This is a genomic window from Halomonas sp. DP8Y7-3 (assembly GCF_019801675.1).
Classification (GTDB): domain Bacteria; phylum Pseudomonadota; class Gammaproteobacteria; order Pseudomonadales; family Halomonadaceae; genus Halomonas; species Halomonas litopenaei_A.
Genome location: NZ_JAHVIO010000018.1, coordinates 120,583 through 145,547, shown reverse-complemented (window position 1 = coordinate 145,547; position 24,965 = coordinate 120,583). Strand labels below are relative to the sequence as shown.

At 61.5% G+C, this 24,965-nt stretch carries 21 protein-coding genes; 7 read left to right on the top strand and 14 right to left on the bottom strand.

The window, feature by feature from the left end; all coding sequences use genetic code 11:
- Window positions 1-44: 44 nt before the first annotated feature.
- Window positions 45-1,337, bottom strand: a complete 1,293-nt coding sequence (locus tag KUV86_RS17305) for an aspartate aminotransferase family protein (RefSeq protein WP_206944392.1) — start codon at window positions 1,335-1,337, stop codon at window positions 45-47.
- Window positions 1,338-1,504: 167 nt separating this feature from the next.
- A complete protein-coding gene (locus tag KUV86_RS17300; protein WP_206944390.1) occupies window positions 1,505-2,944 on the bottom strand; it encodes an NAD-dependent succinate-semialdehyde dehydrogenase in 1,440 nt (479 codons plus the stop codon).
- 369 nt (window positions 2,945-3,313) lie between these two features.
- Here KUV86_RS17300 and KUV86_RS17295 point away from each other — a divergent pair, with 369 nt between their 5' ends.
- Together KUV86_RS17295 and KUV86_RS17290 are read left to right on the top strand one after the other, a co-directional pair.
- Window positions 3,314-5,770 carry a DUF1266 domain-containing protein gene (locus tag KUV86_RS17295; RefSeq protein WP_222485900.1) on the top strand — a complete coding sequence of 819 codons (2,457 nt, stop codon included), beginning with the start codon at window positions 3,314-3,316 and terminating at the stop codon, window positions 5,768-5,770.
- Window positions 5,771-6,155: 385 nt separating this feature from the next.
- The gene (locus tag KUV86_RS17290) at window positions 6,156-6,632 is read left to right on the top strand and encodes a C40 family peptidase (protein WP_308126695.1); all 477 of its coding nucleotides are present in this window, start codon (window positions 6,156-6,158) and stop codon (window positions 6,630-6,632) included.
- 151 nt (window positions 6,633-6,783) lie between these two features.
- On the opposite strand, the gene KUV86_RS17285 is transcribed toward KUV86_RS17290, so the two are convergent.
- A complete protein-coding gene (locus KUV86_RS17285; RefSeq protein ID WP_222164240.1) occupies window positions 6,784-7,671 on the bottom strand; it encodes a LysR family transcriptional regulator in 888 nt (295 codons plus the stop codon).
- A gap of 87 nt (window positions 7,672-7,758) precedes the next feature.
- Between KUV86_RS17285 and KUV86_RS17280 the strand changes: the two genes are divergently transcribed.
- On the top strand, window positions 7,759-8,979 hold the full coding sequence (locus KUV86_RS17280) for an MFS transporter (protein WP_222485898.1): 1,221 nt from the start codon (window positions 7,759-7,761) through the stop codon (window positions 8,977-8,979).
- Between the two features lie 156 nt (window positions 8,980-9,135).
- Here KUV86_RS17280 and msrA read toward each other — a convergent pair whose 3' ends face one another.
- Window positions 9,136-9,777 (bottom strand): peptide-methionine (S)-S-oxide reductase MsrA, encoded by a 642-nt coding sequence (gene msrA, locus KUV86_RS17275; protein ID WP_222164238.1) that lies wholly within the window; start codon window positions 9,775-9,777, stop codon window positions 9,136-9,138.
- Between the two features lie 284 nt (window positions 9,778-10,061).
- Here msrA and KUV86_RS17270 point away from each other — a divergent pair, with 284 nt between their 5' ends.
- Window positions 10,062-12,305 (top strand): FAD-dependent oxidoreductase, encoded by a 2,244-nt coding sequence (locus KUV86_RS17270; RefSeq protein ID WP_222485896.1) that lies wholly within the window; start codon window positions 10,062-10,064, stop codon window positions 12,303-12,305.
- Window positions 12,306-12,398: 93 nt separating this feature from the next.
- Window positions 12,399-13,037 carry a CDP-alcohol phosphatidyltransferase family protein gene (locus KUV86_RS17265; RefSeq protein WP_222483652.1) on the top strand — a complete coding sequence of 213 codons (639 nt, stop codon included), beginning with the start codon at window positions 12,399-12,401 and terminating at the stop codon, window positions 13,035-13,037.
- Window positions 13,038-13,380: 343 nt separating this feature from the next.
- On the opposite strand, the gene KUV86_RS17260 is transcribed toward KUV86_RS17265, so the two are convergent.
- Window positions 13,381-13,863 (bottom strand): peptidylprolyl isomerase, encoded by a 483-nt coding sequence (locus KUV86_RS17260; protein ID WP_045992921.1) that lies wholly within the window; start codon window positions 13,861-13,863, stop codon window positions 13,381-13,383.
- Between the two features lie 217 nt (window positions 13,864-14,080).
- Here KUV86_RS17260 and KUV86_RS17255 point away from each other — a divergent pair, with 217 nt between their 5' ends.
- Window positions 14,081-14,356, top strand: coding sequence for a hypothetical protein (locus KUV86_RS17255; RefSeq protein ID WP_206944381.1), 276 nt, complete (start codon window positions 14,081-14,083; stop codon window positions 14,354-14,356).
- Between the two features lie 162 nt (window positions 14,357-14,518).
- Here the strand turns inward: KUV86_RS17255 and KUV86_RS17250 are convergent, their stop codons facing one another.
- The 9 genes from KUV86_RS17250 to KUV86_RS17210 form a co-directional block, all read right to left on the bottom strand.
- Entirely contained in the window at window positions 14,519-14,989 is a 471-nt protein-coding gene (locus KUV86_RS17250; protein WP_222164235.1) for a glycine zipper 2TM domain-containing protein, read from the bottom strand.
- Window positions 14,990-15,435: 446 nt separating this feature from the next.
- Window positions 15,436-17,031 (bottom strand): isocitrate lyase, encoded by a 1,596-nt coding sequence (locus KUV86_RS17245; protein ID WP_206944379.1) that lies wholly within the window; start codon window positions 17,029-17,031, stop codon window positions 15,436-15,438.
- 436 nt (window positions 17,032-17,467) lie between these two features.
- Entirely contained in the window at window positions 17,468-17,896 is a 429-nt protein-coding gene (locus KUV86_RS17240; protein WP_222485893.1) for a GNAT family N-acetyltransferase, read from the bottom strand.
- Window positions 17,889-19,088: a cupin domain-containing protein gene (locus KUV86_RS17235; RefSeq protein ID WP_222485891.1), complete on the bottom strand. Its 1,200-nt coding sequence runs from the start codon at window positions 19,086-19,088 to the stop codon at window positions 17,889-17,891. The genes KUV86_RS17240 and KUV86_RS17235 overlap by 8 nt, the downstream gene beginning before the upstream one ends.
- Window positions 19,089-19,262: 174 nt before the next feature.
- On the bottom strand, window positions 19,263-20,636 hold the full coding sequence (gene purB, locus KUV86_RS17230; protein WP_222164233.1) for an adenylosuccinate lyase: 1,374 nt from the start codon (window positions 20,634-20,636) through the stop codon (window positions 19,263-19,265).
- 50 nt (window positions 20,637-20,686) lie between these two features.
- Window positions 20,687-21,325, bottom strand: a complete 639-nt coding sequence (hflD, locus tag KUV86_RS17225) for a high frequency lysogenization protein HflD (protein WP_206944372.1) — start codon at window positions 21,323-21,325, stop codon at window positions 20,687-20,689.
- Entirely contained in the window at window positions 21,322-22,434 is a 1,113-nt protein-coding gene (gene mnmA, locus KUV86_RS17220) for a tRNA 2-thiouridine(34) synthase MnmA (protein ID WP_206944370.1), read from the bottom strand. The genes hflD and mnmA overlap by 4 nt, the downstream gene beginning before the upstream one ends.
- A 66-nt stretch (window positions 22,435-22,500) precedes the next feature.
- Window positions 22,501-22,950: an NUDIX domain-containing protein gene (locus KUV86_RS17215; protein WP_206944515.1), complete on the bottom strand. Its 450-nt coding sequence runs from the start codon at window positions 22,948-22,950 to the stop codon at window positions 22,501-22,503.
- A complete protein-coding gene (locus KUV86_RS17210) occupies window positions 22,947-23,534 on the bottom strand; it encodes a pseudouridine synthase (RefSeq protein WP_222164231.1) in 588 nt (195 codons plus the stop codon). The genes KUV86_RS17215 and KUV86_RS17210 overlap by 4 nt, the downstream gene beginning before the upstream one ends.
- A 144-nt stretch (window positions 23,535-23,678) precedes the next feature.
- On the opposite strand from KUV86_RS17210, the gene icd reads away from it, so the two are divergent.
- Window positions 23,679-24,935, top strand: a complete 1,257-nt coding sequence (icd, locus tag KUV86_RS17205) for an NADP-dependent isocitrate dehydrogenase (protein WP_206944366.1) — start codon at window positions 23,679-23,681, stop codon at window positions 24,933-24,935.
- Window positions 24,936-24,965: the final 30 nt, after the last annotated feature.

The window sequence follows — 24,965 nt, the reverse complement described above, 5'->3', positions numbered from 1 at the left end:
GTGGCGTCGAGGCATGACGGCGGTGGGCCGTCAGCGTCTTAGCATTACGCCGTGGCGGCGGCAGTGCTGCCCAGCATGGCCTTGAGGTCGTTCTCGATGATGCCAAGGCCTTCTTCGAGAACCGCGTCCTCGATGGTGACCGGCATGAGGAAGCGAATGGTGTTGCCGAACATGCCGCAAGAAAGCAGGATCAGGCCGTTCTCGCGAGCGCGCTTGCAAAGTTCAGCGGCCAGCTCGGGGGCCGGCTGACCATCCTTGCCGTTCAGTTCGAAGGCGGCCATGGAACCGAGGTTGCGGGGGTGCACGACAGCGTCGAATGTCTCGGCCCACTGGGCGAAACGTTGTGCCAGCTTGTCACCCAGCGCGCGGCTCTTGGCCAGGATATCCTCTTCTTCGAACACCTCTAGTACTGCCAGGGTGGCGGCGCAGGACACTGGGCTACCGGCATAGGTGCCACCCAGCGAGTTGGCGCCGGAGGCGTCCATGTGCTTGTCAGTGCCGACCACTGCTGAGATCGGCATGCCTGCTGCCATGCTTTTGGCCATGGTCATCAGGTCGGGCTGAACGCCGCTGTGTTCGATGGCAAACATTTTTCCGGTACGACCGAAGCCGCTCTGAACTTCGTCGATGATCATCAGAATGCCGTGCTCGTCGCAGATCTCGCGAATCTTTTCGAGGAAGCTCTGCGGAGCCGGGTAGAAGCCACCTTCGCCCAGCACAGGCTCAAGCACGATGGCCGCGGTGTCGGCCGGGTTGGCGTCGGTCTTCAGTACCATCTTCAGGCGACGAATGGCTTCCTCTTCGCTGATGCCGTGCTCAGCGACCGGGTAGCCGGCGCGGAAGACGCAGCCCGGCATGGTGCCGAAGTCGTTGGCATAGGGAGCCACCTTGCCGTTCATGGCCATGGTCATGAAGGTACGGCCGTGGTAGCCACCGTCGAAGCAGATGACGTTGTTGCGGCCGGTCGCGGCACGCGCAATCTTGACCGCGTTTTCCAGCGCTTCGGCGCCGGAGTTGGCGAGCATGACCTTGGCATCGCCGCGCACCGGGGTGATCTCGGCCAGCTTCTCGGCCACTTTGACGTAGCCTTCATAGGGCATCACGGTCTGGCAGGTGTGCATCACCTTGTCCAGCTGGTCCTTGACCGCCTGGACCACCTTGGGGTGGCAGTGACCAATATTGAGGACGCCGATGCCGCCGGCGAAGTCAATGAAACGGTTGCCGTCGGCGTCCCACAGTTCCGCATTCTTGGCATGGTCTGCGAAGGCGGTCGCGGGGCTGGCGGCACCCTTGGCCACGTACTTTTGCTTGAGTTCGTTCAGTTGTGCGTTGGACATCTTCAGACTCCTTGTGCCTGCAGTGTGGAGAGAGTGTGTTCAGGGTAGACGTTAACGACAGGACGCGCAGTGCGCGTCCCGGCATATTTTGTGGTGAGGATGCACGGTCTAACTCAAGTGTTCCTCTGGTGTTCGTGGCATGAGGCAGACGGCTGGTCGCCCGGCTTTCACAGGCCGCCGACGCAGGCGTACTTGAGTTCGGTGTATTCGTCGAGACCATGGCGCGAACCCTCGCGTCCAAGACCCGACTCCTTGACGCCCCCGAAGGGCGCGAGTTCGGTAGACAGGATGCCTTCGTTGATGGCGACCATGCCGTACTCCAGCTGCTCCATGGTGCGCCAGATGCGACGGTAATCGCTGGCGTAGAAGTAGGCAGCCAGGCCGAACTCGGTATCATTGGCCATGGCGATGGCCTCATCGTCACTGCTGAAGCGGAAGATGGGGGCCAACGGGCCGAAGGTCTCTTCCTTGGCCACGCGCATGGCGGTGGTGACATCGGCCAGCACCGTGGGCTGGAAGAAGGTGCCTTCCAGAGCTTCACCACCGGTCACCAGACGCGCACCCTTGTCGAGGGCGTCAGCGATATGCGATTGCACCTTGTCCACCGCGGCCGCGTTGATCAGCGGGCCCTGGACCACGCCTTCTTCCAGGCCGTTGCCCACCTTGAGCTGGGCAACACGCTTGCCCAGCTTTTCGACGAAGGCATCGTACACCCCGTCCTGAACCAGGAAGCGGTTGGTACACACACAGGTCTGACCGGAGTTGCGGTACTTGGAGGCAATGGCGCCTTCCACGGCTGCGTCCAGGTCAGCGTCATCAAAGACGATGAAGGGAGCGTTGCCACCTAGCTCCATGGAAGCCTTCTTGACGGTATCTGCGCATTGGGCCAGCAGAATCTTGCCTACCGGAGTAGAGCCCGTGAAAGACACCTTGCGCACTCTAGCGTCACCGGTCAGCACGGGGCCCACTTCGCGAGGCGAGCTGGAGGTCACGATATTGATGACACCAGCGGGGATGCCGACCTCTTCTGCCAGCTTGGCCAGCGCCAGGGCGGTCAGAGGGGTCGCCTCCGCCGGCTTCACCACCACGGTGCAGCCTGCTGCCAGAGCAGGGGCGCACTTGCGGGTGATCATGGCCAGCGGAAAGTTCCACGGGGTGATGGCAGCGACCACGCCGACCGGTTCACGGAATACCAGAATGCGCTTGTCCTGGCCGTGGCCTGGAAGCGTCTCGCCGGCGATGCGCTTGGCTTCCTCGGCATAGAACTCGACAAAGGCAGCCCCGTAGGCCACTTCGCCGCGAGACTCTGCCAGCGGCTTGCCTTGCTCAAGGGTCATCAGCTCGGCGAGGGCTTCCTGATGGTCCATGATCGCGTTGAACCAGGCGCGTAGCAGCGCGGAGCGCTCCTTGGCGGTCTTGCGCTTCCAGCCAGCCCAGGCCTGATCAGCGGCGCCGATGGCCTCTTTCACCTCATCGGCACCGAGGTCCGGTACTTCTGCCAGAACGGCACCCGTGGCGGGATTGGTCACACTGAAGCGACGGTCGGTGGCACGCCATTGGCCGCCGATGTATGCCTTGTCGATAATCAGGTCCTGAGCGTTGGACATGGGGGGCTCCGCGAAAGTCAGGGAATAGGTGTTATCTCATGATTGACGAGTGTGCATTATTTGAAACATGGCGCCAAGGGGCGTGATCATAATTTTTTACGGCTGTTTGAAGAATCCGGTGGAAGCGCACAGCACGACCATCGTTCACCCCTCGAACAGGACATTGGCATCGGCGCGACGAGCAGTTTCCGGTACACTATGTCGCCGTCTTGTTGCCACCGCCTGCGACGTTGGCTCTGCGGCCACTGCGGGGTTGCCTGTCGACAAGCGCAGTTGTGTAGAGACGGCGACGCAACATAGTGAAGAGTGAAACGCCGTAGCAGGCTTCTGCCGGGCCGGCCTGATATTCGTGTTCCAGCGAGGTGAGACTTGGTTGATCCGCTCAATGCCTGGTGGGCGCAGCAACTGGTGCTGTGTGACTGGGCTTTCATGCCTGACCCTTTGACGTTGCCGGAAGAGGCGGCGCTTGAGCGCCTGGCTGCCATTGAAGTGGTGGATCGAGGTGAGCTGGCCTGGCGTCTGCTTGAGCTGGATGCGGCCGGTCATGCATCCGCATCGCAATTGCTGGCGTCTCTGGAGCTGATTGCGCTGGGTGGGGCTGCTGGTTGGCTGACAGCCGATGTCGCCCGGTCCTGGGCCGTCAATCGCTGCCGCGAGATTCAGCGCCGCTACGACAGCCTGGATGATTGGCTTGAGGCCCTGTGCGAGGCGCGTGGACGAGAAGGCTGGTTGCACGGCGACGAAGGTTTGCTCGATGCCTGCCGAGCCTTGTCCAAGCTGGAGGGCGAAGGTGCTGGCATCACCTGGCCATTGCTGGAACAGGGCCTCGCCCAGGCATCTGTCGGGCCGCTATGGCCGGATAGTCCCGAGGACCGTGTCTGGCGCTTGCGTGCTGCCTTCTCTCCCGTGCTGGTCACGCCAGCCAGTCAGCACGACTGGCAGGGTGTCGACACCTGGCTGGCTGAGGTCTGGCAGATTCATTGTGTCGAGGATCTTGAGCGGGCGCTGCTCTGGCTGACGAGCCAAGGCGACCGGCAGGGGTGGGATATCGACGCCTCGCGACTGATGAGTGTCAGCACCGCAGAGCGACAGGCGTGGTGTGAAGGTCTCGGCCCTCAGGAGCGTGCCTACGGCCGCCTGCTGTGCCGTTACATCGACCAGGGCGAGCCGCTGGAGTGGGCCGCCTGGGACTGGCTGCGTGCGGTGGACCTGGCCTGGGCGGGCGCCTGCATGGGCTGGCTGTCCCCCAGCGACGCAGCTCTAATGGCCTATCACGCTGCCGACCTGGTGCAGCGTCGGTACAGTGATTGGAGCGCGTTGGCTCGGTCCTACCAGCGGGGGCGTGGGTTGTTCGAAGGTCAGGACCGGCTTCCCAGCTTGGCCGCGGACTGGCAATGGCTGATGGGCTCTCCCCTCAGCCCCTGGCAGGACAGTCTGGCGGAGCTGTTGGACGAAGGCATGATTGAGGCCTCGCGCGAGGCCGCCCGTGGCTTTCGTCTATCGCCGCGGCACTGGGTGCTCGCCCTGGCCTCGGTACGCGAGCCCGAACTGGCTGCGCGCCAAGGGCCGCCGCCGACACTGGTGCAGTCCCGCCGAGATGAAGCCCGCAAGTATCTGGTCGAGACGCTGGACCTGCATCCGGACGAAGGGGCCCGGGCATTGGTTCGCTACTGGTTACCGGCCCAGGCCCATCACCTTAACCAACTGGCGGCCGACGCTGCCCATCGTGCCTTGCCCTCCGCCCGAACCCCCTTTGGTGATGCGCCCGCTGGCGACATCTCCGGGCGTGACGGATTGGCCAAGGCCACGCGCCACTCGGCCACCATTCATATGGCGGAAAAGTACGCTTTCTACCTGTTGATGAGCATGGATAGTGAGCAGTTTGATGCCGCCAGTCTTGAGGAAATGGCGGCAGCACTGCGTGATGTCCTGTGCCGTTTTTACAGTTCGCCAAAGCGGTTACTCGAAGCGTGGGCGACCTGGGACAGTCTGCTACCGGAGCCTGAACAGCCGACGTTGAGTCATGAGATTCGCTGGCACCTGGACGATCCTGGCAGTCTGTTTCATTGGCTGACCTGGCAGGGCGGGGACTGGCGAGAGCCGGGAGAGCGGCCCAGTCTGATGCATTTTACGGCGCTGTCTCTGGTCGGACCTTTGAATACCGCCTCCTGGAGTCTGCCACAGCCAGAGAGCGATCGTGAGGGTGCGTCGATCCGCGATTGGATCGATGGCCATTACGGGCTGCATACGGCGACGGAGCTGATCGATTTCGTGCGCTTTCTGCTCGATGTGGGAGATCGCCAGGAGTATCAGATCAACTATGCGCCCTACACCCTGAATGCCGCGCGCTTGAACTCCGAGATTGCCACTCTTGAGTCCGGGGAGTGCAATGAGGAGGAGCGTAATCACCTGCTGCGCCTGCTGCGTGTTCGCGACAATGCCGACCATTGCAACGATATCGACATGTGTGCCTGGGATCTGGCACAGGCCGTCGACCTTGCCATTGCCGGTCGACAGCTTGGGTGGCTGGCACAGCCAGACTTTCTGGCCCTGCTTGAACGGGCCTATCAGTTGGCATCTACCCACTATGCCGGCTGGCAGGACTACGCAAGAGGGCTGTACGCAGGATTCTCGTTCTTCATGGGTGAGACGCCAGAGCGCGAGTCATTTCTGGCCAGTTTTCGACAGGCTTTGATCGCCTGGTTGTCGGGAGCTCCACCCCTCGCGGGAACCTGGGCGAGCCTGGACTTTCCGGGGGCGCGCCCGCGACACTGGGCACCTCTGCATATTGATACTTTGCCGGGAGATGGTCGAACCCTGCACTGATCGTCTTGGAACAACAGAAAAAAAGTGCCAAAAAATTGTCCTGATCTATCGTCATAACAGATTATTTTGGCTACTATCCATGAGAACTTTCGTCAGACCCCCCGTAAAGAAGGGGGTCGTCGATCCACTAGCGTAGCTGAGGGTATTGTGGCAGTGGCACTAGTGCGTCACTTCCACAGGGGCTCTTGGGCGCCGGATCTGTCGTCAGCGGGTCCGGTTCAGGGAATGAGGTGTGTGTCGCATGAGCGTCGCCCAGACCTGCCGCGTGACAGCGGCTATGATGATGCTTGGCCTGTTGGTCGGATGTGCGAGTCAACAGGATACTGCCCAGAACGATTATTTCAGCAGAGACATGCCGACATTGGCGGAGCGAGCCGCCTCGCGAATGTCACCTGTTGAAGTGCCCAATACCGGCGGCAGCTTCCTGGATGATCCAGCCGCCGCGATTCGTGAGGCCCTGATGGCAGAACACGATCGCTGGGCGGGAACGCCCTATCGGTTTGGTGGCACCAACATGAGTGGCATCGACTGTTCGGCGCTGGTGCAGAACATTTTCAGCGACGCCTTCCAGGTCGAGCTACCCCGAACCACCGGCAGCCAGCTCCACATGGGCGAACCCATCACTCGCGATCAGCTGTCCCCTGGTGATCTCGTCTTCTTCAAGCCTCCTGGCAATCGTCATGTCGGCATCTACGTCGGGCAGGGGCGTTTTCTGCACGCGTCTTCTTCACGTGGTGTCATGATTTCCAAGCTCGACAACAGCTACTGGCGCCGCTACTACTGGCAGGCGCGCCGCCCGCTCGAGCCGACACATCTGAGCATGCGACAGTTTGCCTACAGCCCGGCACAGTTTGGCGGCTGATAGCGCTTGATGGCGGACAAGCGGCTGCTCAGGTCACTGGTCATGGCCTGCGCCCCATGATGCTGTCCTGTGAATCGTTAGATGGACATAAAAGAGGCAAGCCTGATGGCTTGCCTCTTTTATGTCGTCAACTCTACGGCTTGCGGCTTGGTCATAGCCCGTGGCGGTTGGCCAGTGCGTAGTCGATGAAGGCCCGTTCGGCGCGCGACAGGTACCCCTGGGGCTGCCAGGCGAGGGACAAGGTCAACATGGCTGGCGGCGAAAAGGACACGGCGGCCAGGTCGTCTTCCTCCACGACCCGACGCAGAAATGTGGTGATGCCGAAGCCTTGGCGCACGATAGCCTTGGTCAGCGGAATCAGGTTGGATTGAAACGCCAGTTGAGGTGCCATGCCAAGTTGGCGGGCCATGGCGTCCACAAACTCTCGATGAAAGTAGCCGTCCTGAAACAGCACCAGCGGCTGTGACAGAAATTCCGCCGCACTGACCTGGCCTTGTGACACAAAAGGATGGTCGCGAGGGGCACAGATCACCATTTCTTCACACAGCAGGGTTTCCGTCTCCAGGTCGTGATTCGTGCCGTCTTCCACCACGATGCCCAAATCCAGTTCCCGCTCCTTGATCAGGGCTTGCAGGCGGCGTGCGCCTGCCTCGATGACGGTCATGCGGATGCCGGGGTGACGCGCGGCAAATCCCATCAGCAGCGGGGGCAGGTAATAGGAGCCCAGCATGGAAGGAATGCCGATGCGGACCTCACCCTTGACCAGGCCCTTGAGTTCCCGCATGGCGAGCTCCGTGGCGCTGGCATCGTCAAGAAGACGCCTCGCATGCTGCAGCAGCACCTCACCCTCTGGAGTCAGCTGTATGGGGCGTTCCTGACGTTTGAACAGCGGCGTATCCAGGCGTTGTTCCAGTGAAGCGATGGTCTGGCTGACGGCAGATTGGGCTACATGTCGCGCACGAGCGGCAGCGCTGAAGCCGCCATGGTCGACCACGGCAACGAAAACAGCCAGCGACCTGAGATCAAAGGGTAGACTCATAAGTCAATCTGATGGTGAGCATCATTTTCTTCTGTTGGTGTGATGGAAGTGAAGCATGGATGATAGCGTTTGCCAAAGGAGACTTTCATGATTCATGCCGATACGCCCACCTGGCGCAGAGCGACACTGGCTCTGTGTCTGGGTTCCATGCTGGTGTTCATCAACCTGTATGCACCCCAGCCCTTGCTGCCCATGTTGCGAGAGGCACATGATGCATCGACCTTGATGATCGGCCTGGTCATGTCCTTGGCAACGTTGACGCTGGCCTTGTCATTGTTGGTGTATGGCCCGCTATCCGACGCCATTGGGCGCGGTGCGATCATGAAGGTCAGTCTGGCCGCGGTGGGTTTGGCGACGCTGTTGATTGCCTTTGTTCCGGGGCTGGAGAGCCTGCTGGCTGCCAGGGTGCTGCAGGGGCTTGCGCTGGGCGGTTTGCCGGCCGTCGCCATTGCATGGATGGGGGACGAATTTTCCCCTCAGGCCATGACCCGTGCGGTAGGACTGTATATCGCCGCCAACACCCTGGGAGGTATCGGCGGGCGCATCCTGGGCGGCGTCATCGGTGAGTGGCAGGGGGTGCAGGCAAGTTTCGTTTCGGTGGCGGTGGTCACGCTGGCAGGCACGATGTTGTTCTGGTGGTTGCTGCCTGCCGCCAGGAGCTTCAAGCCCCAGCCTTTTCGCGTGTCCGGCGCGGTGCAGCAGATGAGGTCGCATCTTGGCAATCCATGGCTGTGGCCGGCCTATCTGATTGGGGGGCTGAACTTTCTGGTGTTCATCAACCAGTACAGTTACATGACGTTCCGTTTGGCAGAATCCCCGTTTCTGCTTGGCCCTCGCTGGCTGGGGCTGCTGTTCCTTACCTATCTGGGCGGCACCCTTGGCTCGACCCTGTCAGCCCGGGTGGTCGCCAGGCTTGGTGCGCCGGGCACCATGCTGCTGGGAATTGGGATCGTGAGTGTGGGGCTGGGGGTGACGCTGGTCGAGTCCCTCAGCGTGATCGTGCTGGCGCTGATGGTCAGTGCCTTTGGCTTCTTTCTGTGCCATGCGACCGCATCAGGCTGGGTCGGGCGCCAGGCCAAGACGGGACGGGGCAGCGCGTCGGCGCTTTACCTGGTCTTCTACTATCTGGGTGCGAGCCTGGGGCCGCTATGGCTGGAGCCATTTTGGCTGTGGCAGGGGTGGACCGGTGTGATCGGCGCCAGCTGGTGTGTACTTGCCGTGACGGGATGGCTGAGCTGGCGCTTGTGTCGGCGTCAGCGGCAAGAAGAAGCACGCAACATCGCCGTGGCGACGTCCGGCAGTCATTAGCCGGCCGGCGCCACCCGCCACCCTTCTGCCGTATAGACCTGCTGGCCAAGAGCTGTCAGGAAGACAGCGTCCCCTCTCGTCCACGTCGGTCGAGAGGGGCCGTGAGGGTAATGGGCTCGCGCAGAGGAGCCCCAGAGCGGCCCTCATGGCAAGGGCTCAGGAGGTCGCCTGTTGACCCGGGGCCGCGTGGGGCATGGCTTCTTCGCCCCAGATCTCCTTGAGGCGATCCGGGCGACCGCATGCGTTCTTATAGAAGGTGTAGCGAACCTTGTTGTTCTGATAGTAGTTCTGGTGATAGTCCTCGGCCGGATAGAAGGTGCCGGGGTCTTCGATCAGGGTCTCGATAGGCTGATCAAAGCGTTCGGCGATGGCGTCTCGGCTTGCTTGCGCCTGGCTGCGCTGCTCGTCGTTCAGCGGCAGCAACGAAGAGCGATAGGTGTCGCCTTCGTCACAGAACTGCCGATTGGCGACAAAGGGATCAATGTTGCGCCAGTAGACGTAGAGCAGGTCCTCGTAGTCGAGCTTGTCGGTGTCGTAAGTGACTTGCACGACTTCCACGTAGCCGGTCCCCCCAGCGCTGACCGCCTGATAGGTCGGGTCCTCTGTGTTCCCGGCGGCAAAGCCCGATACGGTCGCCTCGACGCCGTCGATCTTGTCGAACGCTTCTTCCATGCACCAGAAACAGCCCCCACCAAAGATAGCCGTCTGCTGATCGGCAAAGGCCGCGGGGGCTGTCAGCGTGGCACCAGTCAACATGCCGGCAACAATGACGCTTCGTGGGATCAGGGGAATTCGCATCAATTCACTCCGTTTAGTGTCCAGGGTGCAGGTGACCTTCCGCAGGTTTGGTCAGTGTGGCAGGTCCTTCCTTACAGGACGACTCAGCTAAATTCAGAATCTTTGCATTTTCAGCCGTAAGGCTAGGGCGGCTATCCGCGACATAGCCGCTGCTGCTAACCTCGAAGGCATCGTGATGCCTTGGCCCTGAGCCAGCGAGAAGCGTCTTGTTACTGACGCACGGCGAGATCGTGACGTCTGTTGCCCAGGCCCCTGTGCCCTACCGAGTCGAGAAGGAGAGACGGGTGACCCGTAAAAAATGGATATTGCTGGCAGTGATCGCTCTCGCGGTTGTCGGCTTCTTCGCCACCGGCGCCAACGATGCCTTTACCCTGGAGGCCATCAAGTCGCAGCAAGCGCAGTTTCAGCAGTGGTTCCATGACGACCCATGGACCGTGGCGGGAGGCTTTTTCGCAATCTACGTACTGATGGCTGCCCTGTCGCTGCCAGGGGCGGGATTGCTGACACTGCTGGCCGGTGCACTGTTTGGCTTCTGGGCTGGGCTGTTGCTGGTGTCGTTTGCCAGTTCTCTGGGTGCAACGTTGGCGGCACTGATTGCCCGGACGTTGCTGCGCCAGAGTCTGGAAGCGCGCTTTTCCCGGCAGCTCTCGCGGATCAATGCCGGCATTGATCGAGAGGGGCCTTTTTATCTCTTCACCCTGCGTCTTATCCCCATCTTTCCTTTCTTTGTGATCAACCTGGTGGTGGGGCTGACCCGGATGCGTCTGCCGACCTTCTACTGGGTCAGCCAGCTTGGCATGTTGCCGGGAACCGCCGTGTTCGTGAACGCCGGGCGTGAGCTCGGGGATCTGGATTCGTTGTCGGGGATTCTGTCGCCGGGTCTGGTGTTGTCGTTCGTGCTGATTGGCCTGTTCCCTTGGCTTGCCAAGGCGCTGGTGGGCGTGCTCAAGCGTCGTCGCCTGGCGTCAGCCTATCAGCGTCCAGCTCGCTTCGATCGCGACATCGTGGTCATCGGGGCGGGGTCTGCTGGCCTGGTAGCGAGCTATATCGCGGCGGCGGTAAAGGCCAAGGTGACACTGGTCGAACGCCATCGCATGGGGGGCGACTGTCTCAATACGGGCTGCGTTCCGTCCAAGGCACTGATCCGCGCAGCCCGGGCGGCGGAGGACATCCGTCGGGCGCCTGCCTATGGCGTAAGCGCTGGCGAGCCCCAGGTAGATTTCGCCGCGGTGATGGGGCATGTACACGGTGCCATCGCTGAGGTGGAGCCCCATGACAGCCCTGAGCGTTATCGGGGGCTTGGCGTGGATGTGGTCGAGGGGGAGGCACGGCTTCTTGACCCCTGGCGCGTGCAGGTGGGGGAGCAGGTGCTGACCACGCGGCATGTCATTATTGCCAGCGGCGCGCGGCCCAGGGTGCCGCCGCTTCCGGGAATCGACGACATTGAGGTGTTGACGTCGGATAACCTGTGGCAGTTGACCTCGCTGCCCAAGCGACTGGTCGTGCTGGGGGGAGGCCCGATCGGCAGCGAGCTGGGGCAGAGTTTCTCTCGGCTGGGCAGTCAGGTCTCGCTGGTCGAAATGGGGCCTCAGCTGCTGCCCCGTGAGGATTCGGATGTGGCGCGTGAAGCGGCAGCCGGGCTTGAAGCCAGCGGTGTGCACCTGTATCTGTCGACCCGAGCGCTCAAGGTGCTGGCAGGCGACAACGGCGAGCACCGTCTTGAGGTAGAGATCAACGACGGTGGAGAGACCCGTATTGAGCACTTGGCCTTTGACCAGCTGCTGGTGGCGGTGGGGCGCCAGGCGAACGTAGAGGGGCTGGGCCTCGAGGCGCTAGGCGTAGGCACTCGCGATAATGGCACCCTGGATGTGGACGGTGGTCTGCAGTCCATTCTGCCGAATGTCTGGGCGTGTGGTGATGTGGTCGGGCCTTTCCAGTTGACCCATGCCAGTGCCCACCAGGCGTGGCATGCCACCGTCAACGCGCTGTTCGGTGAATTCAAGCGATTCACGGTGAGCTACAAGGCACTGCCCGCCGTGACCTTCTGTGACCCTGAAGTGGCCAGGGTCGGTCTCAACGAGCGTGAGGCCGAGGAACAGGGCGTAGCCTTCGAGGTGACGCGCTATGAACTGTCAGAACTGGACAGGGCCATCGCTGAAGGTGACACGACTGGCTTCGTCAAGGTGCTGACCGTACCTGGCAAGGACCGCATCCTTGGGGCAACCATTGTGGGTGCCGGAGCAGGAGAGATGCTGGCGGAATTCACTCTAGCGATGACGCGTGGCATCGGGCTCAACAAGCTGCTGGGGACCATTCACCCTTATCCGACCCACTCCGAAGCGGTCAAGGCGGCTGCTGGTGTCTGGAAGAATGCCCACAAGCCCGAACGTGTGCTTGGCTACCTTGAGCGTTACTTCCGCTGGCGTAGAGGTGGCGCCGAGGCGGATCAGGCCGCGTCATCCGGGGAGGCCGACGCGGCGACCAAGTCGGACGGCGCGACGCGAGCTGCCAACGATACCGCGGCCTAGTCCCTGACGAGCGAGTCACTCCAGAGCGCACGGCGGAGGTTTCCGCCGTGCGCCTTTTCACCCTTGATACCCTTCCTCTTACCGAGACTGAAAATGCTAGATCGCTGGACCATGCCGAAAACCCAAGGGCCCCTGAAGCCTCTGGTCACACTGCTTCAGCGTGCTCAGGTACGCCCAGATCACGTGACCTTGGCAGGCTTCGCCATCGGCATGCTGGCGCTGCCGTTGCTGGCGATTCAGGCCTATGGTTGGGCGCTGCTGGCAATTGTCTTGAATCGTGTGGCAGACGGTCTCGATGGAGCTCTGGCGCGCCGCTTGGACATTGCGTCCGATGCGGGAGGTTTTCTCGATATCGGCCTCGACTTCGTTTTCTACGCGAGCGTCGTGCTGGGGTTTGCTCTGGCCGATAGCGAGCAGAATGCGCTGCCGGCGGCCTTGTTGCTGTTCGCTTTCATCGGCACGGGGACATCATTTCTGGCCTTCGCCATCATGGCGGCCCGACATGATCTGGAGCGTCCACGCTTTCAGCGCAAAGCCTTCTACTACCTCCACGGATTGACCGAGGGTACCGAAACCGTGCTGGCGTTGATCGCCTTTTGTCTGTGGCCCGGTCACTTCCCGACGTTGGCGGTCGTCTTTGCAGGGGCGTGTCTGCTGACGACGGCCACGCGACTCTGGGGCGGTTATCACACCCTGAAGGCGATCTCATCCCAGTCATTGCCCAATCCCTGATCGCGCGTCGCCACTATTCCCGTAAAGGTAGGGCAGCGACAGAAAGGGGCGGCGACCTAAGGGGCCACCCTATCGTCACCATAGGGTGGCAACAGGGTAACGACTGGGTAGCGAAAGGCTAACAACAGGGCAGCGCTAAAAGGCAGTGAGCGCAAGCAGGGAGAAGACGCCAGCGCGGGCCTTCTGCTGAGCAGTGCCCAGACATGCAAAAGGACAGCCTAAGCTGTCCTTTGCTGCCCTGTCAGGGCTAAGCCGATTCGCTGATCCTGGGATCTAGCGCTGGCTCAATGTGCCGCGATGTCGCTGCGGGTAAAGCGCAGCAGCGCGGTGATCGTGGCGAGTCTTAGTGCTCGTGGCCGCCTTCACCGTGCACGTGGCCGTGCTCGATTTCTTCCTGGCTAGCCTCACGAACTTCGGCAATCTCCACGTCGAAGTTCAGGTTTTGGCCTGCCAGCGGATGGTTGCCGTCAACGGTAACCGTATCGCCTTCCACCTGGGTCACGGTGACCATCAGCGGACCGCCCTGGGTCTGGGCTTGGAACTGCATGCCCGGCTCGATGCTCTCGACGCCCTGGAAGGCATCGCGCGGCACTTCCTGGACCAGTTGCTCCTGGACCTCACCGTAACCTTCGGCGGGAGCGACCTTGGCGTTGACCTTGTCGCCTGCGGCCTTGCCTTCGAGTTCCTTTTCCAGACCCGGAATAATGTTGCCGGCGCCGTGGAGGTAGGTCAGCGGCTCGCGGCCTTCCGAGCTGTCCAGCACTTCACCTGCGTCATTGGTCAGGGTGTAGTGGAACGCGACAACGGAATTCTGCGCAATTTGCATTGATGAACCTTTGGTGAGTGCGTGTGAGGACGCATGGTAACGCGACGGTGCGGGGGCTGTCAGGGGAATGGGACATTTTTCACCTTACGTGGTCATATCCTGAGCAGGATTCACGCGGGTGCCCACCCATGGTGCTGTTGCGCAGTGCCGATGGTGGGGATACCCTCAGGGGAGATTTTTCATCCTGCCTTCCACGCTGTTTTTGCGGAGCTACGATATGACATCGCTACTTATCTGGGTGCTGGCCTTTGCGGTATTGCTGGCGGTTATGATCAAGTCCTGGGAGAAAGGGCTTGGGTGCGTGCTCGACGGGCTGTTGCCGTCGGTACTGCGCAGCGACGACGATCGCTGGATCTGGTGCCCGGCCCTGGCGGTTCTGGGCGCTACCTTTATCGTCTTCCCCATCGATATGCTGATGACCCTGCTGGTGATTGGCGTCATTGCTCTGGTGGCCTGCAAGCTGGGCTGCTGGGTCATGGGCAAGGTGCACTGACCCAGTTCTGTGACGCCCTGAAGGCGGAAGGGGCGTTAGGCTGTCGATGGTGAAGTGCCTGCCAAGCGCACTCGAGATACACACACCCCATAGCGTCGCTATGGGGTGTGTGTGTATTGGCTTGGTCTAATGGCGGGAGGAGGCCATCTCAAGCATGTCGGCTCAGTAAGGAGCAACGCTCTGGCGTGAACCACTGCCAATCAAGCGGACGCGCTGACCGACCTGGAAGGCCTGATCTGCTTTCTGCACGATGACGACGGTCTGGCCAGTGTCCTTGCGAATCTCCATCTCCCAGGCATCGGTGCGGTTGACGCCTTTTTCAATCTGGTTACCTGCGACTGCACCGCCGATGGCGCCCGCGGCAGTGGCGATGGTGCGGCCGGAGCCTCCGCCGACCTGGTTGCCGAGAAGACCACCGATGATGGCACCCCCGCCGGTGCCGAGAATGCCACTGGCAGCGCTGTCGCCTTGAATCTGCACGCGGCGCAGGGCGGTGATGGTGCCGACCTGGACATTCTGGGCTGTCTGCGCCTGATTGCCAGAGTAAACGTTGCCGGAGTATTGGTTGGTGGCAGTACAGCCTGCCAGCGTCAGAGCGCTGATGGCGAGGACGGGCAGCAGTGTGATCTTCATGGGTGTTCTCCTTGAATGCAGTTGCGTCGCAGCAGGGCGTTCTGCCCGGGATGATGGCGTAGCCCTTGGCTTGCGAAACGCTGTTCGATAATAGTCTAGTGCCTCATTAGAAGCTATCACAGGCTTTTGGTTCCCGCTTACCGGGCCACTCCCGACGCTTGTTGGGCCGACAGCGCCCCAGCGGTGACTCGCCGTCGATAAGGTAATGTCGCAGTGCTGGCGCTTTCCTGACAACAAGAGTGTGCTGGCGCGCCTGTCCTTGGCTAGCGTTGATGCAAGGAGATGTTGATGCAAGGAGCTCTGTGCAGCGCATCTCAAGCAGCAGGGAGACGAAAGGGCACTGAAAATGTTCGCCGGTGACACGTCCGCCGGTGTGTCCGCCCAGACGAGTGCGCCCCGAACCGCCACTTGGCAGTCCGGGGCGCCGCAGCCCAATCTACCGCTTTTTAGCCGAACTGGTTCATGGTGTTGTCCTTGCCGCCAGCCTTGAGTGCGGCATCACCGTGGAAGAACTCCTTGTGGTCATCGCCAATGTTGGAGCCGGCCATGTCCTGATGCTTGACGGTGGCAATCCCCTCGCGAATTTCGCGACGCTGCACCCCGGCAACGTAGGCCAGCATCCCCTCGTCACCGAAGTAGCCCTTGGCCAGCGTGTCGGTGGACAGCGCGGCTGTGTGGTACGTCGGCAGCGTGATGAGATGGTGGAAGATACCGGCTTCCCGGGAGGCATCACGCTGGAAGTTGCGTGTCCACTCGTCAGCCAGCTGACCCAGCTCCGTTTCGTCGTAGCGCGCATTCATCAGGTCGGCGCGATCGTAGGCAGACACATCCTTGCCTTCGCTCTCCCAGGCGTCGAAGACCTGCTGGCGGAAGTTCAGCGTCCAGTTGAAGGACGGTGAATTGTTGTAGACCAGCTTGGCATTGGGCACCGCTTCGCGAATGCGGTTGACCATGCTGGCGATCTGCCCGACGTGGGGTTTCTCGGTCTCGATCCACAGCAGGTCGGCTCCGTTTTGCAGGCTGGTGATACAGTCCAGCACGACCCGGTCTTCACCGGTGCCGGGCTTGAACTGATACAAGCCGGACGCCAGTCGCTTGACCTTGACCAGTTTGCCGTTCTGCTTGATGACCACGTCGCCGTTGTCGATATCACTGGCAGAGGCAATCTCATCGCCATCCAGGAAGCTGTTGTACTGATCGCCAAGATCGCCAGGCTCCTGAGTGACTGCGATCTTCTGGGTCAGACCGGCACCGAGAGAGTCGGTTCGGGCCACGATGACACCATCATCGACGCCCAGTTCGAGGAAGGCGTAGCGCACGGCGTTGATCTTGGCGATGAAGTCCTCGTGGGGCACCGTGACCTTGCCGTCCTGATGTCCGCACTGCTTCTCGTCAGACACCTGGTTCTCGAGCTGAATGCAGCAGGCGCCTGCTTCAATCATCTTCTTGGCCAGCAGGTAGGTCGCTTCGGCGTTGCCGAAACCGGCGTCGATATCGGCGATGATCGGCACCACGTGGGTCTGGTGGCTGTCGATCTGCTGGGTCAACTCCTCGACCTTGGCGTCGTCGCCGGCCTGTTGGGCGTCATCCAGTGCCCGGAAGAGGTGGTTGAGCTCCCAGGTGTCCGCTTGACGCAGGAAGGTGTAGAGCTCCTCGATGAGGGCGGCGACGCTGGTCTTTTCGTGCATGGACTGGTCGGGCAGAGGTCCGAATTCGCTGCGCAGGGCGGCGACCATCCAGCCGGACAGGTAGAGGTAACGACGCTTGGTCGTGCCGAAGTGCTTCTTGATGGAGATCAGCTTCTGCTGGCCGATGAAGCCATGCCAGCAGCCCAGGGACTGGGTGTAGTTGGCGCTGTCAGCATCATAGGCGGCCATGTCTTCACGCATGATGGCGGCGGTGTAGCGAGCGATATCGAGGCCGGTGCGAAAGCGATTCTGCACGCGCATGCGGGCAGCGCTATGCGGGTCGATGTTGTCCCACTTGCCGCGTTGGGCTTCACGAAGCTGGGTCAGTGTCTTCAGTTCTTCACGAAAGGTCATGGTCTGGCCGTCCTGATGTTGTGATGAAGCGACTATCGCGGTGCCACATGCAGCACACTGCCTCTGTTCTCTCTGCCAGTCCTGTCGTTGCCCAGTGCTGGCATCGGTGTCGTGCTGATTCAGTGCCATGCAGCAAAAGTGCTGTCCGCCTTATGCTGCATCTGCGAAGTGTAGTCGTATTTTTCGACCCAGCCAGTGAACGATACTGCAGCCGTGGTCCCGTTTCGGCGCGGCGGATCAGGATGACTACAAAGTAGGCGAGTTACCTTCCTGTAGCGGCCCTTCGTCCGCGCCATGGAACAGACTATGGCCCAGCAGCATGAGGGTTTGCTATTGGTACTTGGGGTAATACAACGTTGTAGTCCGACTACAGGAATGCGTCATTGCGAGGTATTCCTGTAGTCGAATTTCCTGAGGTATCAGGGTGGGGAAGGGATCAGGTGGCAAGCGTTAGCGTCATGTTGCGATGCGGTATTCCGGCATCGAGGAAGACCTCGCCTTCCGCGACAAAGCCAAGGGCTTCATAGAAGCCTAGCGCCTGTGTCTGGGCGGCGAGCTCGACCTGGCTGAAGCGTTGTTCGCGTGCGGCATCAATGGCTGCCCGCATCAGCGCAACGCCAACGCCGAGTCCGCGGGCTTCGGCCAGGACGGCGACGCGACCGATGTGGCCGTCCGGCAGCAATCGGGCAGTACCCAGCGGCTGCTCACCGCGGATGGCCAGAAAATGCAGGCATTGTGGGTCTCGACCGTCCCATTCCTCCTCCAGGGGAACGTTCTGCTCGATAACGAATACGCGGTGGCGAATCTCGCTGGCAGCCTCGCCAAGCTGCTCCCAGCCTCCGTGCTGTATGGTGACCTCAGTCATGGTCCTCCTCCTCGTCCCATTCGTCGTCTGTGACAGGCCAGCCCAGGCTACCGGCGTCCACCAGCTTGACCAGTACCCGCGGGGCATCGGGGTGATCCAGCAGGCTGGCATCGAACTCGTTACGGCCTGCGATGTCTTGCGCCAACGCCAGATCGCATTCGATCCCGTCGCCGTCGGCGAACAAGGTTGCTCGGTCGGCGCTGATGGCATGCCAGGCAAAGCGCGAGCCAGGCGCGGTGACCAGGATGTCGCCTTCCTGTAGTGCAGTGACAAGCTCATCCTCAGGGGTGGGCGTGTCGCTGGGGGCGAGCTGGTCGACATACTTGGGCTGGGTCATCACCCGGCCAAACCATTGTGCCAGCTGAGCGGGGTCGTCAATGGTGTCGAGAATCAGCGCTCGCATGCGCTCCAGCGCGGCGCTGTCGAGCTCTCCAGGATCCGTGGACGGTGGCATGCCGGCATCGCTGTAGCGCTTGGACGCTGGCTGCTGCTCACCCAGGTAGTCGGCAAAGGAGGTGATCGCTTCATCGGCAGACGGGGCTCGAAAGCCGACGGAATAGGTCATGCAGTCATCCGACTGGCTGACGCCATGATGCGCCCAGCCCGGGGGCAGGTAGAGCATATCACCGGGTTCCAGCACCCAATCGTGGTCGGGGTCGATGTCGAATGTCTCGAGGATGCGTAGATCGATGCCCTTGATGATCGGTGCATCGTCCGCCACCTTGCCCCCCAGCTGCCAATGCCGTTGACCACTGCCCTGGACAAGAAACACGTCGTACTGGTCGACGTGGGGCCCCACGCTCCCGCCGGGAGGGGCATAGCTGACCATGATGTCGTCCAGTCTCCAGCGTGGCAGGAAAGAAAACTCTTCCAGCAACGCCGCGACGTCCGGCACGTAGTGGTCGACCGCCTGCACCAGCAGGGTCCAATCCTGTTCCGGCAAGCGTGCGAAGGTGCTGTCATCGAAGGGGCCGTGGCTGACCTGCCAGGCACTCTCGGGGCCCTGTTCTTCCACCAGACGCGCCTCGACATTGTCTTCACAGGCAAGTCCTGCCAACTCATCGGGAGACAGAGGGTTGTCGAAGTCAGGGAAGGCGCCACGAATCAGCAGTGGCGCCTTCTGCCAGTAGTCCCGGAGAAAATCGGCGGCTGACAGGCCGCCGAGCAGGGTAAGAGGGGTATCGGCTGACATGATGATTCCTGATGATGGTGAGAAGCGGCTCGCTGGGCAGTCGAGCATGTGATGAGTGCAAGGGCAAGGACTGAATACGCCTCACCCCACCATAGGGTGGGGTGAGAACGGGTCTGACAGCTGCCGCGAGCACAGCAACGTCGCGAACAGACGCTGCGTGAGGCCGCAGCCGGGTCAGTGGCGAGGCAGCGCCTGGGCCTGTGCCACGGCATTGCCGATGTAGCTGCCTGGGGTCAGTTGCTTGAGCTCTGCCTTGACGGCTTCCGGCAGCTCGAGGCCATCGATGAAGGCGGCGAAACCGGCCTGATCGATGCGCTTGCCGCGGGTCAGTTCCTTGAGCTTTTCGTAGGGCTTTTCAATGCCGTAACGACGCATGACGGTCTGAATCGGCTCCGCCAGCACTTCCCAGCTGGCGTCGAGATCTTCTGCCAGGCGCTGGGGGTTGGCTTCCAGCTTGCTGATGCCCTTGAGCGACGCCTGGTAGGCAATCAGGCCATAGGCCAGACCGACGCCGAGGTTTCTCAGCACGGTGGAGTCCGTCAGGTCCCGCTGCCAGCGGGAGATCGGCAGTTTCTGGGCCAGGTGAGCAAGAATGGCATTGGCCAGGCCCAGGTTGCCTTCGGAATTCTCGAAGTCGATCGGATTGACCTTGTGGGGCATGGTAGAGGAGCCAATCTCACCGGCCACGGTGCGCTGCTTGAAGTAGCCCAGCGAGATGTAGCCCCAGACATCACGGTCGAAGTCGATCAGGATGGTGTTGAATCGGCAGACCGCATCGAACAGCTCGGCGATATAGTCGTGAGGCTCGATCTGGGTGGTGTACGGGTTGAAAGTCAGACCCAGGCCCTCGACAAAGGTGCGGGCATTGGCCTCCCAGTCGATGTCCGGGTAGGTCGCCAGGTGGGCGTTGTAGTTGCCGACCGCACCGTTGATCTTGCCCAGCACCTCGGCGCTTTCGATCTGCTTGAGCTGGCGACGCAGACGGTAGGCCACGTTGGCCATTTCCTTGCCCAGCGTCGTGGGGCTGGCGGTCTGGCCGTGGGTGCGCGAGAGCATCGGCACTTCAGCGTGCTCGGCTGCCAGTCGTGCAACCTCGTCGGCCACCTGGCGCATGGTGGGCAGCAGGCTGTCCAGGCCATCGCGCAGCATTACCCCGTAGGACAGGTTGTTGATGTCCTCGCTGGTGCAGGCGAAGTGCACGAACTCGGTGACGGCATGCAGCTCTGCGTTGTCGGCGATCGCTTCCTTGATCCAGTACTCCACCGCTTTCACATCGTGGTTGGTGGTGCGTTCGATGTCCTTGATGCGTGAAGCGTCTGCTTCGCTGAAGTTCTTTACCAGGCCGTCCAGGAAGGCGGTGGCTGCGGCCGACAATTCCGGCACCTCGGTGATCTGGGGGTGAGCGGCGAGGCGCTCGAGCCAACGGATCTCGACGGTGACGCGGGCACGAATCAGGCCAAATTCGCTGAAATGCTCGCGTAGGGATTCGGCCTTGCTGCCGTAGCGGCCGTCGACGGGGGAGAGGGCGGTCAGTGCGGAGAGTTGCATGGTGTGGTTCCGGTGGGGTAGGTACAGGGTAGAGTGTCGAAGCGATATCGTTATAGCGAGTCCAGGGCACGCTTGAGGCTGCCTCGCTGGAAGACCAGCTTCCAGCGTCGCCCGCCCTGCTGGTGCCACAGCAGGCCGAAGCGGATGCCGGACAGCAGGCACGCCCGCACTCGCTCGGGCATCATTCGGCTCTGCAGCAGGGAGGGGTCGCCCTGGACCACGATGCGGTTCTTGAAGGTCGACAGGGTCTGCTGGTAGGCCTCGCCGAGGCTAGCCACCACGTTTTCGTGGGTGGGGCCGAAGTGTTCGGCCTGGCCCTGAATGCGGGTCAGGTGAGCGCCGAGCTCATCCATCATGGCGGGCTGGTTGCGCAGCTTGTTCATCAGCAGCATCAGGCTGAAGCCGTAGCGCATCACAACCGGATTGGCCTGCCGGCGACCCAGGACGCCGTCCAGCGTCTCCAGGCCCAGCCGCAGGTTGTTCGGGTGTCCACCGTAGATCGATTCGAAGGTGGGAGGGTTGGTCACCAGGGTGGCGTTGATCTGAGTGTCCCAGGCGCGACTGTCCACTTGGCCGGTGCGGGCAAGGTCATCCACCAGATGAGCCGCCTGGAACACGCCCGCCATGGCAATGGCCTGGCGGGCAGCCGGGGATTCCGGCGCGCGGTGAATAGGTACCGAATCGGTCATGCCGCGCGCTCCTTGGCGTTCCAGGTGTGTCGGATGACGCCGCCACCGAGGCAGACATCTCCGTCGTAGATGACCAGTGACTGGCCGGGTGTCACGGCGCGTTGAGGCTCATCGAAGTACACCTCGACACCGCCGTCTGCCATGCTGGTCAGCGTGCAGGGCACGTCCTCCTGACGGTAGCGCGTCTTGGCAGTGAAGCGACCCTGCTGGCAGGGAGCGTGACCGGCTACCCAGTCCATGGCTTCAGTGGCCAGGCTGTCGGTGTAGAGCAGAGAGTGATGCTTGCCTTGCACGGCCACCAGGACATTACGCTCCAGATCCTTGCCAGCCACGTACCAGGGGTCCTCGGAGTAGTTGGCGAGGCCGCCGATACCGAGCCCCTGACGCTGTCCCAGGGTGTAGTACATCAGTCCCATATGTTCGCCGATGTCGTCACCATCAGGTGTCTCGATGCGGCCGGGCTGAGCCGGAAGATACTGCTTGAGGAAATCGCTGAAGCGTCGTTCGCCGATGAAGCAGATGCCCGTGGAGTCCTTCTTCCTGGCGGTGACCAGACCGTGGCGCTCGGCAATGGCACGAACTTCCGGCTTTTCGATCTCGCCCACAGGGAACAGCGTGCGGGCGATGGCCGCTTCCGGCACCGCGTGCAGAAAATAGCTCTGGTCCTTGTTGCCATCCAGGCCCTTCAGCAGGCGAGGACGGCCATCGCGCTCACCGCGGCGGACATAGTGGCCGGTGGCGATCATCTCGGCTCCCAGCATCTCTGCGTAATCAAGGAACACCTTGAACTTGATCTCGCGGTTGCACAGGATATCCGGATTCGGCGTGCGGCCAGCCTTGTACTCTGCCAGGAAGTGCTCGAACACATTGTCCCAGTATTCAGCGGCAAAATTGGCGGTATGCAGGGGGATGTCGAGTTTTTCGCACACGGCCTGGGCGTCCGCCAGATCCTCCATGGCGGTGCAGTATTCGGTGCCGTCGTCCTCGTCCCAGTTCTTCATGAACAGACCTTCTACCTGATATCCCTGTTCGATCAGGCGCAGTGCGGAAACGGAGGAATCGACTCCGCCGGACATGCCGACGATGACTTTGCCGTTGGACGCTGACATAACAACTCTCGGGGTGGTGGTGCAGGGGCGAAGATTATACACGAAATGCGGCGCTCAACCGAAGCCTCACCGCTCGTGGAGCACGTCCATGGGAAAGGTCTTGCCAGCCAGGGCATCGCGGATACGTTTAAGCACCAGAGGGCTGCGTAGACGTCCGTCCCGATCCAGTGCTTCGATTTCTTCCAGGGTCAGCCAGTGGATGGCGTGGATATCGCGGTCAAGCTCGGTACCCAGGTGGGCCAGTGCCATGCCCAGAAACGCGTGGCTGTGAAACGCCTTGCCGTCCTTGGTCTGATACACGTACATGCCCAGATAGTCGGTGATACCCACCCGCCAGGCGGTCTCCTCGGCGACTTCACGCAGTGCGCCATCGCGAATGCGCTCACCGGGTTCCAGATGGCCTGCGGGCTGATTGAACAGGGTATGAGGGCCGCCATGGTCCTCTTCCACCATCAAGAAGCGCCCAGCGCGTTCGACCACGGTGGCCACGGTCACATAAGGGGTCCATCGCATTATCGGCGTCTCCTCGCTGGGGATGCGGTTCTCGGGCGCTTGGGTGCATGCAGCGTCTGACGCTGCCATTGCCCCGGCGCCAGCCCGTCCAGGTTCCATGGGCCAATGGCCACCCGTACAAGTCTAAGTGTGGGGTACCCGACGTGTGCTGTCATTCTGCGCACCTGGCGGTTTCGCCCTTCGCTGATGGTCAGCTCCAGCCAGCAGGTATCAGGATGGCGTTTCGGGTCGAGAGGTGGTTCACGCTCCGGCAGGCCGCTGTGGACAAGGCGTCGTACCTTGGCAGGTCGGGTCGGTCCGTCCTTGAGCGTGACGCCTTTTGCAAGGGCGTCCAGAGCGCGCTGATCCGGCTGTCCTTCAACCAGCACACGGTACGTCTTGGGCTGCTTGTGGCGGGGGTGGCTGATACGATGAATCAACTCACCGTCGTCGCTGAGCAACAAAAGCCCCTCCGAGTCGTAGTCGAGACGTCCGGCAGGGTAGATGTCGGGTACATCGATGAGCGACGCCAGCGTATCGCGTCCCTGCTCATCGGTGAACTGGGACAGCACGCGGTAGGGCTTGTGCAGCAGGTAGAGTTGACTCATGGGCTGGCTCGGTAGTCCTGACGAGGCCCGTCTGACGGGGCTCGTGCGGTCATTTGCAAAGATTGTCGACAAAGCCTACTCCGGGCGCTGGGGGTAATGCTATACTCCGCGCTCCACTGAATAGACCTGACAGGGGAGTTCTCAATGGGTTTCCAGAAAATTGTCGTCCCTGAGGGCGGCGAAAAGATCACCGCTAACGCCGACAACAGCCTGAATGTGCCGAACAACCCGATCATCCCGTTCATCGAGGGTGATGGTATCGGTGTCGACGTCACCCCGGCGATGAAGATCGCCATCGACGCCGCTGTGCAGAAGGCCTACAACGGCGAGCGCAAGATCCACTGGATGGAAGTCTACGCCGGCGAGAAGGCCACCCACGTCTATGACGCGGACACCTGGCTGCCGGAAGAAACCCTGGAAGCGGTCAAGGAATACATCGTTTCCATCAAGGGCCCGCTGACCACGCCGGTGGGCGGTGGTATCCGCTCCTTGAACGTCGCACTGCGCCAGAAGCTGGACCTGTATGTCTGCCAGCGTCCGGTGCGCTGGTTCGAAGGCGTGCCTAGCCCGGTCAAGAAGCCCGCTGACGTCGACATGGTTATCTTCCGCGAGAACTCTGAAGATATCTATGCCGGTATCGAGTGGAAGGCGGGTACCGCTGAGGCCGACAAGGTCATCAAGTTCCTGCGCGAGGAAATGGGCGTGACCAACATCCGCTTCCCCGAGGGTTGCGGCATTGGCGTCAAGCCGGTGTCCGAGGAAGGCACCAAGCGTCTCGTGCGCCAGGCCCTGCAGTACACCATCGACAACGACCGCGAGTCGCTGACCCTGGTGCACAAGGGCAACATCATGAAGTTCACCGAAGGCGCCTTCAAGGATTGGGGCTATGAGCTGGCCAAGGAAGAGTTTGGCGCTGAGCTCCTCGATGGCGGCCCCTGGATGACCTTCAAGAACCCGAAGACCGGCAAGGACATCGTGGTCAAGGACGTGATCGCTGACGCGATGCTGCAGCAGATCCTGCTGCGTCCGGCCGAATATGACGTCATCGCGACCCTGAACCTGAACGGTGACTACCTGTCCGACGCTCTGGCGGCTGAAGTCGGCGGCATCGGTATTGCTCCGGGCGCCAACATCTCCGACACCACTGCCATGTTCGAAGCGACTCACGGTACTGCGCCGAAGTACGCTGGCCAGGACAAGGTCAACCCGGGCTCGCTGATCCTGTCTGCCGAGATGATGCTGCGTCACATGGGCTGGGTCGAGGCTGCTGATCTGGTGCTGAAAGGCATGGAGAAAGCCATCAGCAAGGGTGAAGTCACCTATGACTTCCACCGCCTGATGGAAAATGCCACGCTGTTCAAGTGCTCTGAGTTCGGTCAGGCTGTCGCTGACAACATGTAAGCGACTGCACCGAGCGACGAGCCGTCCTGC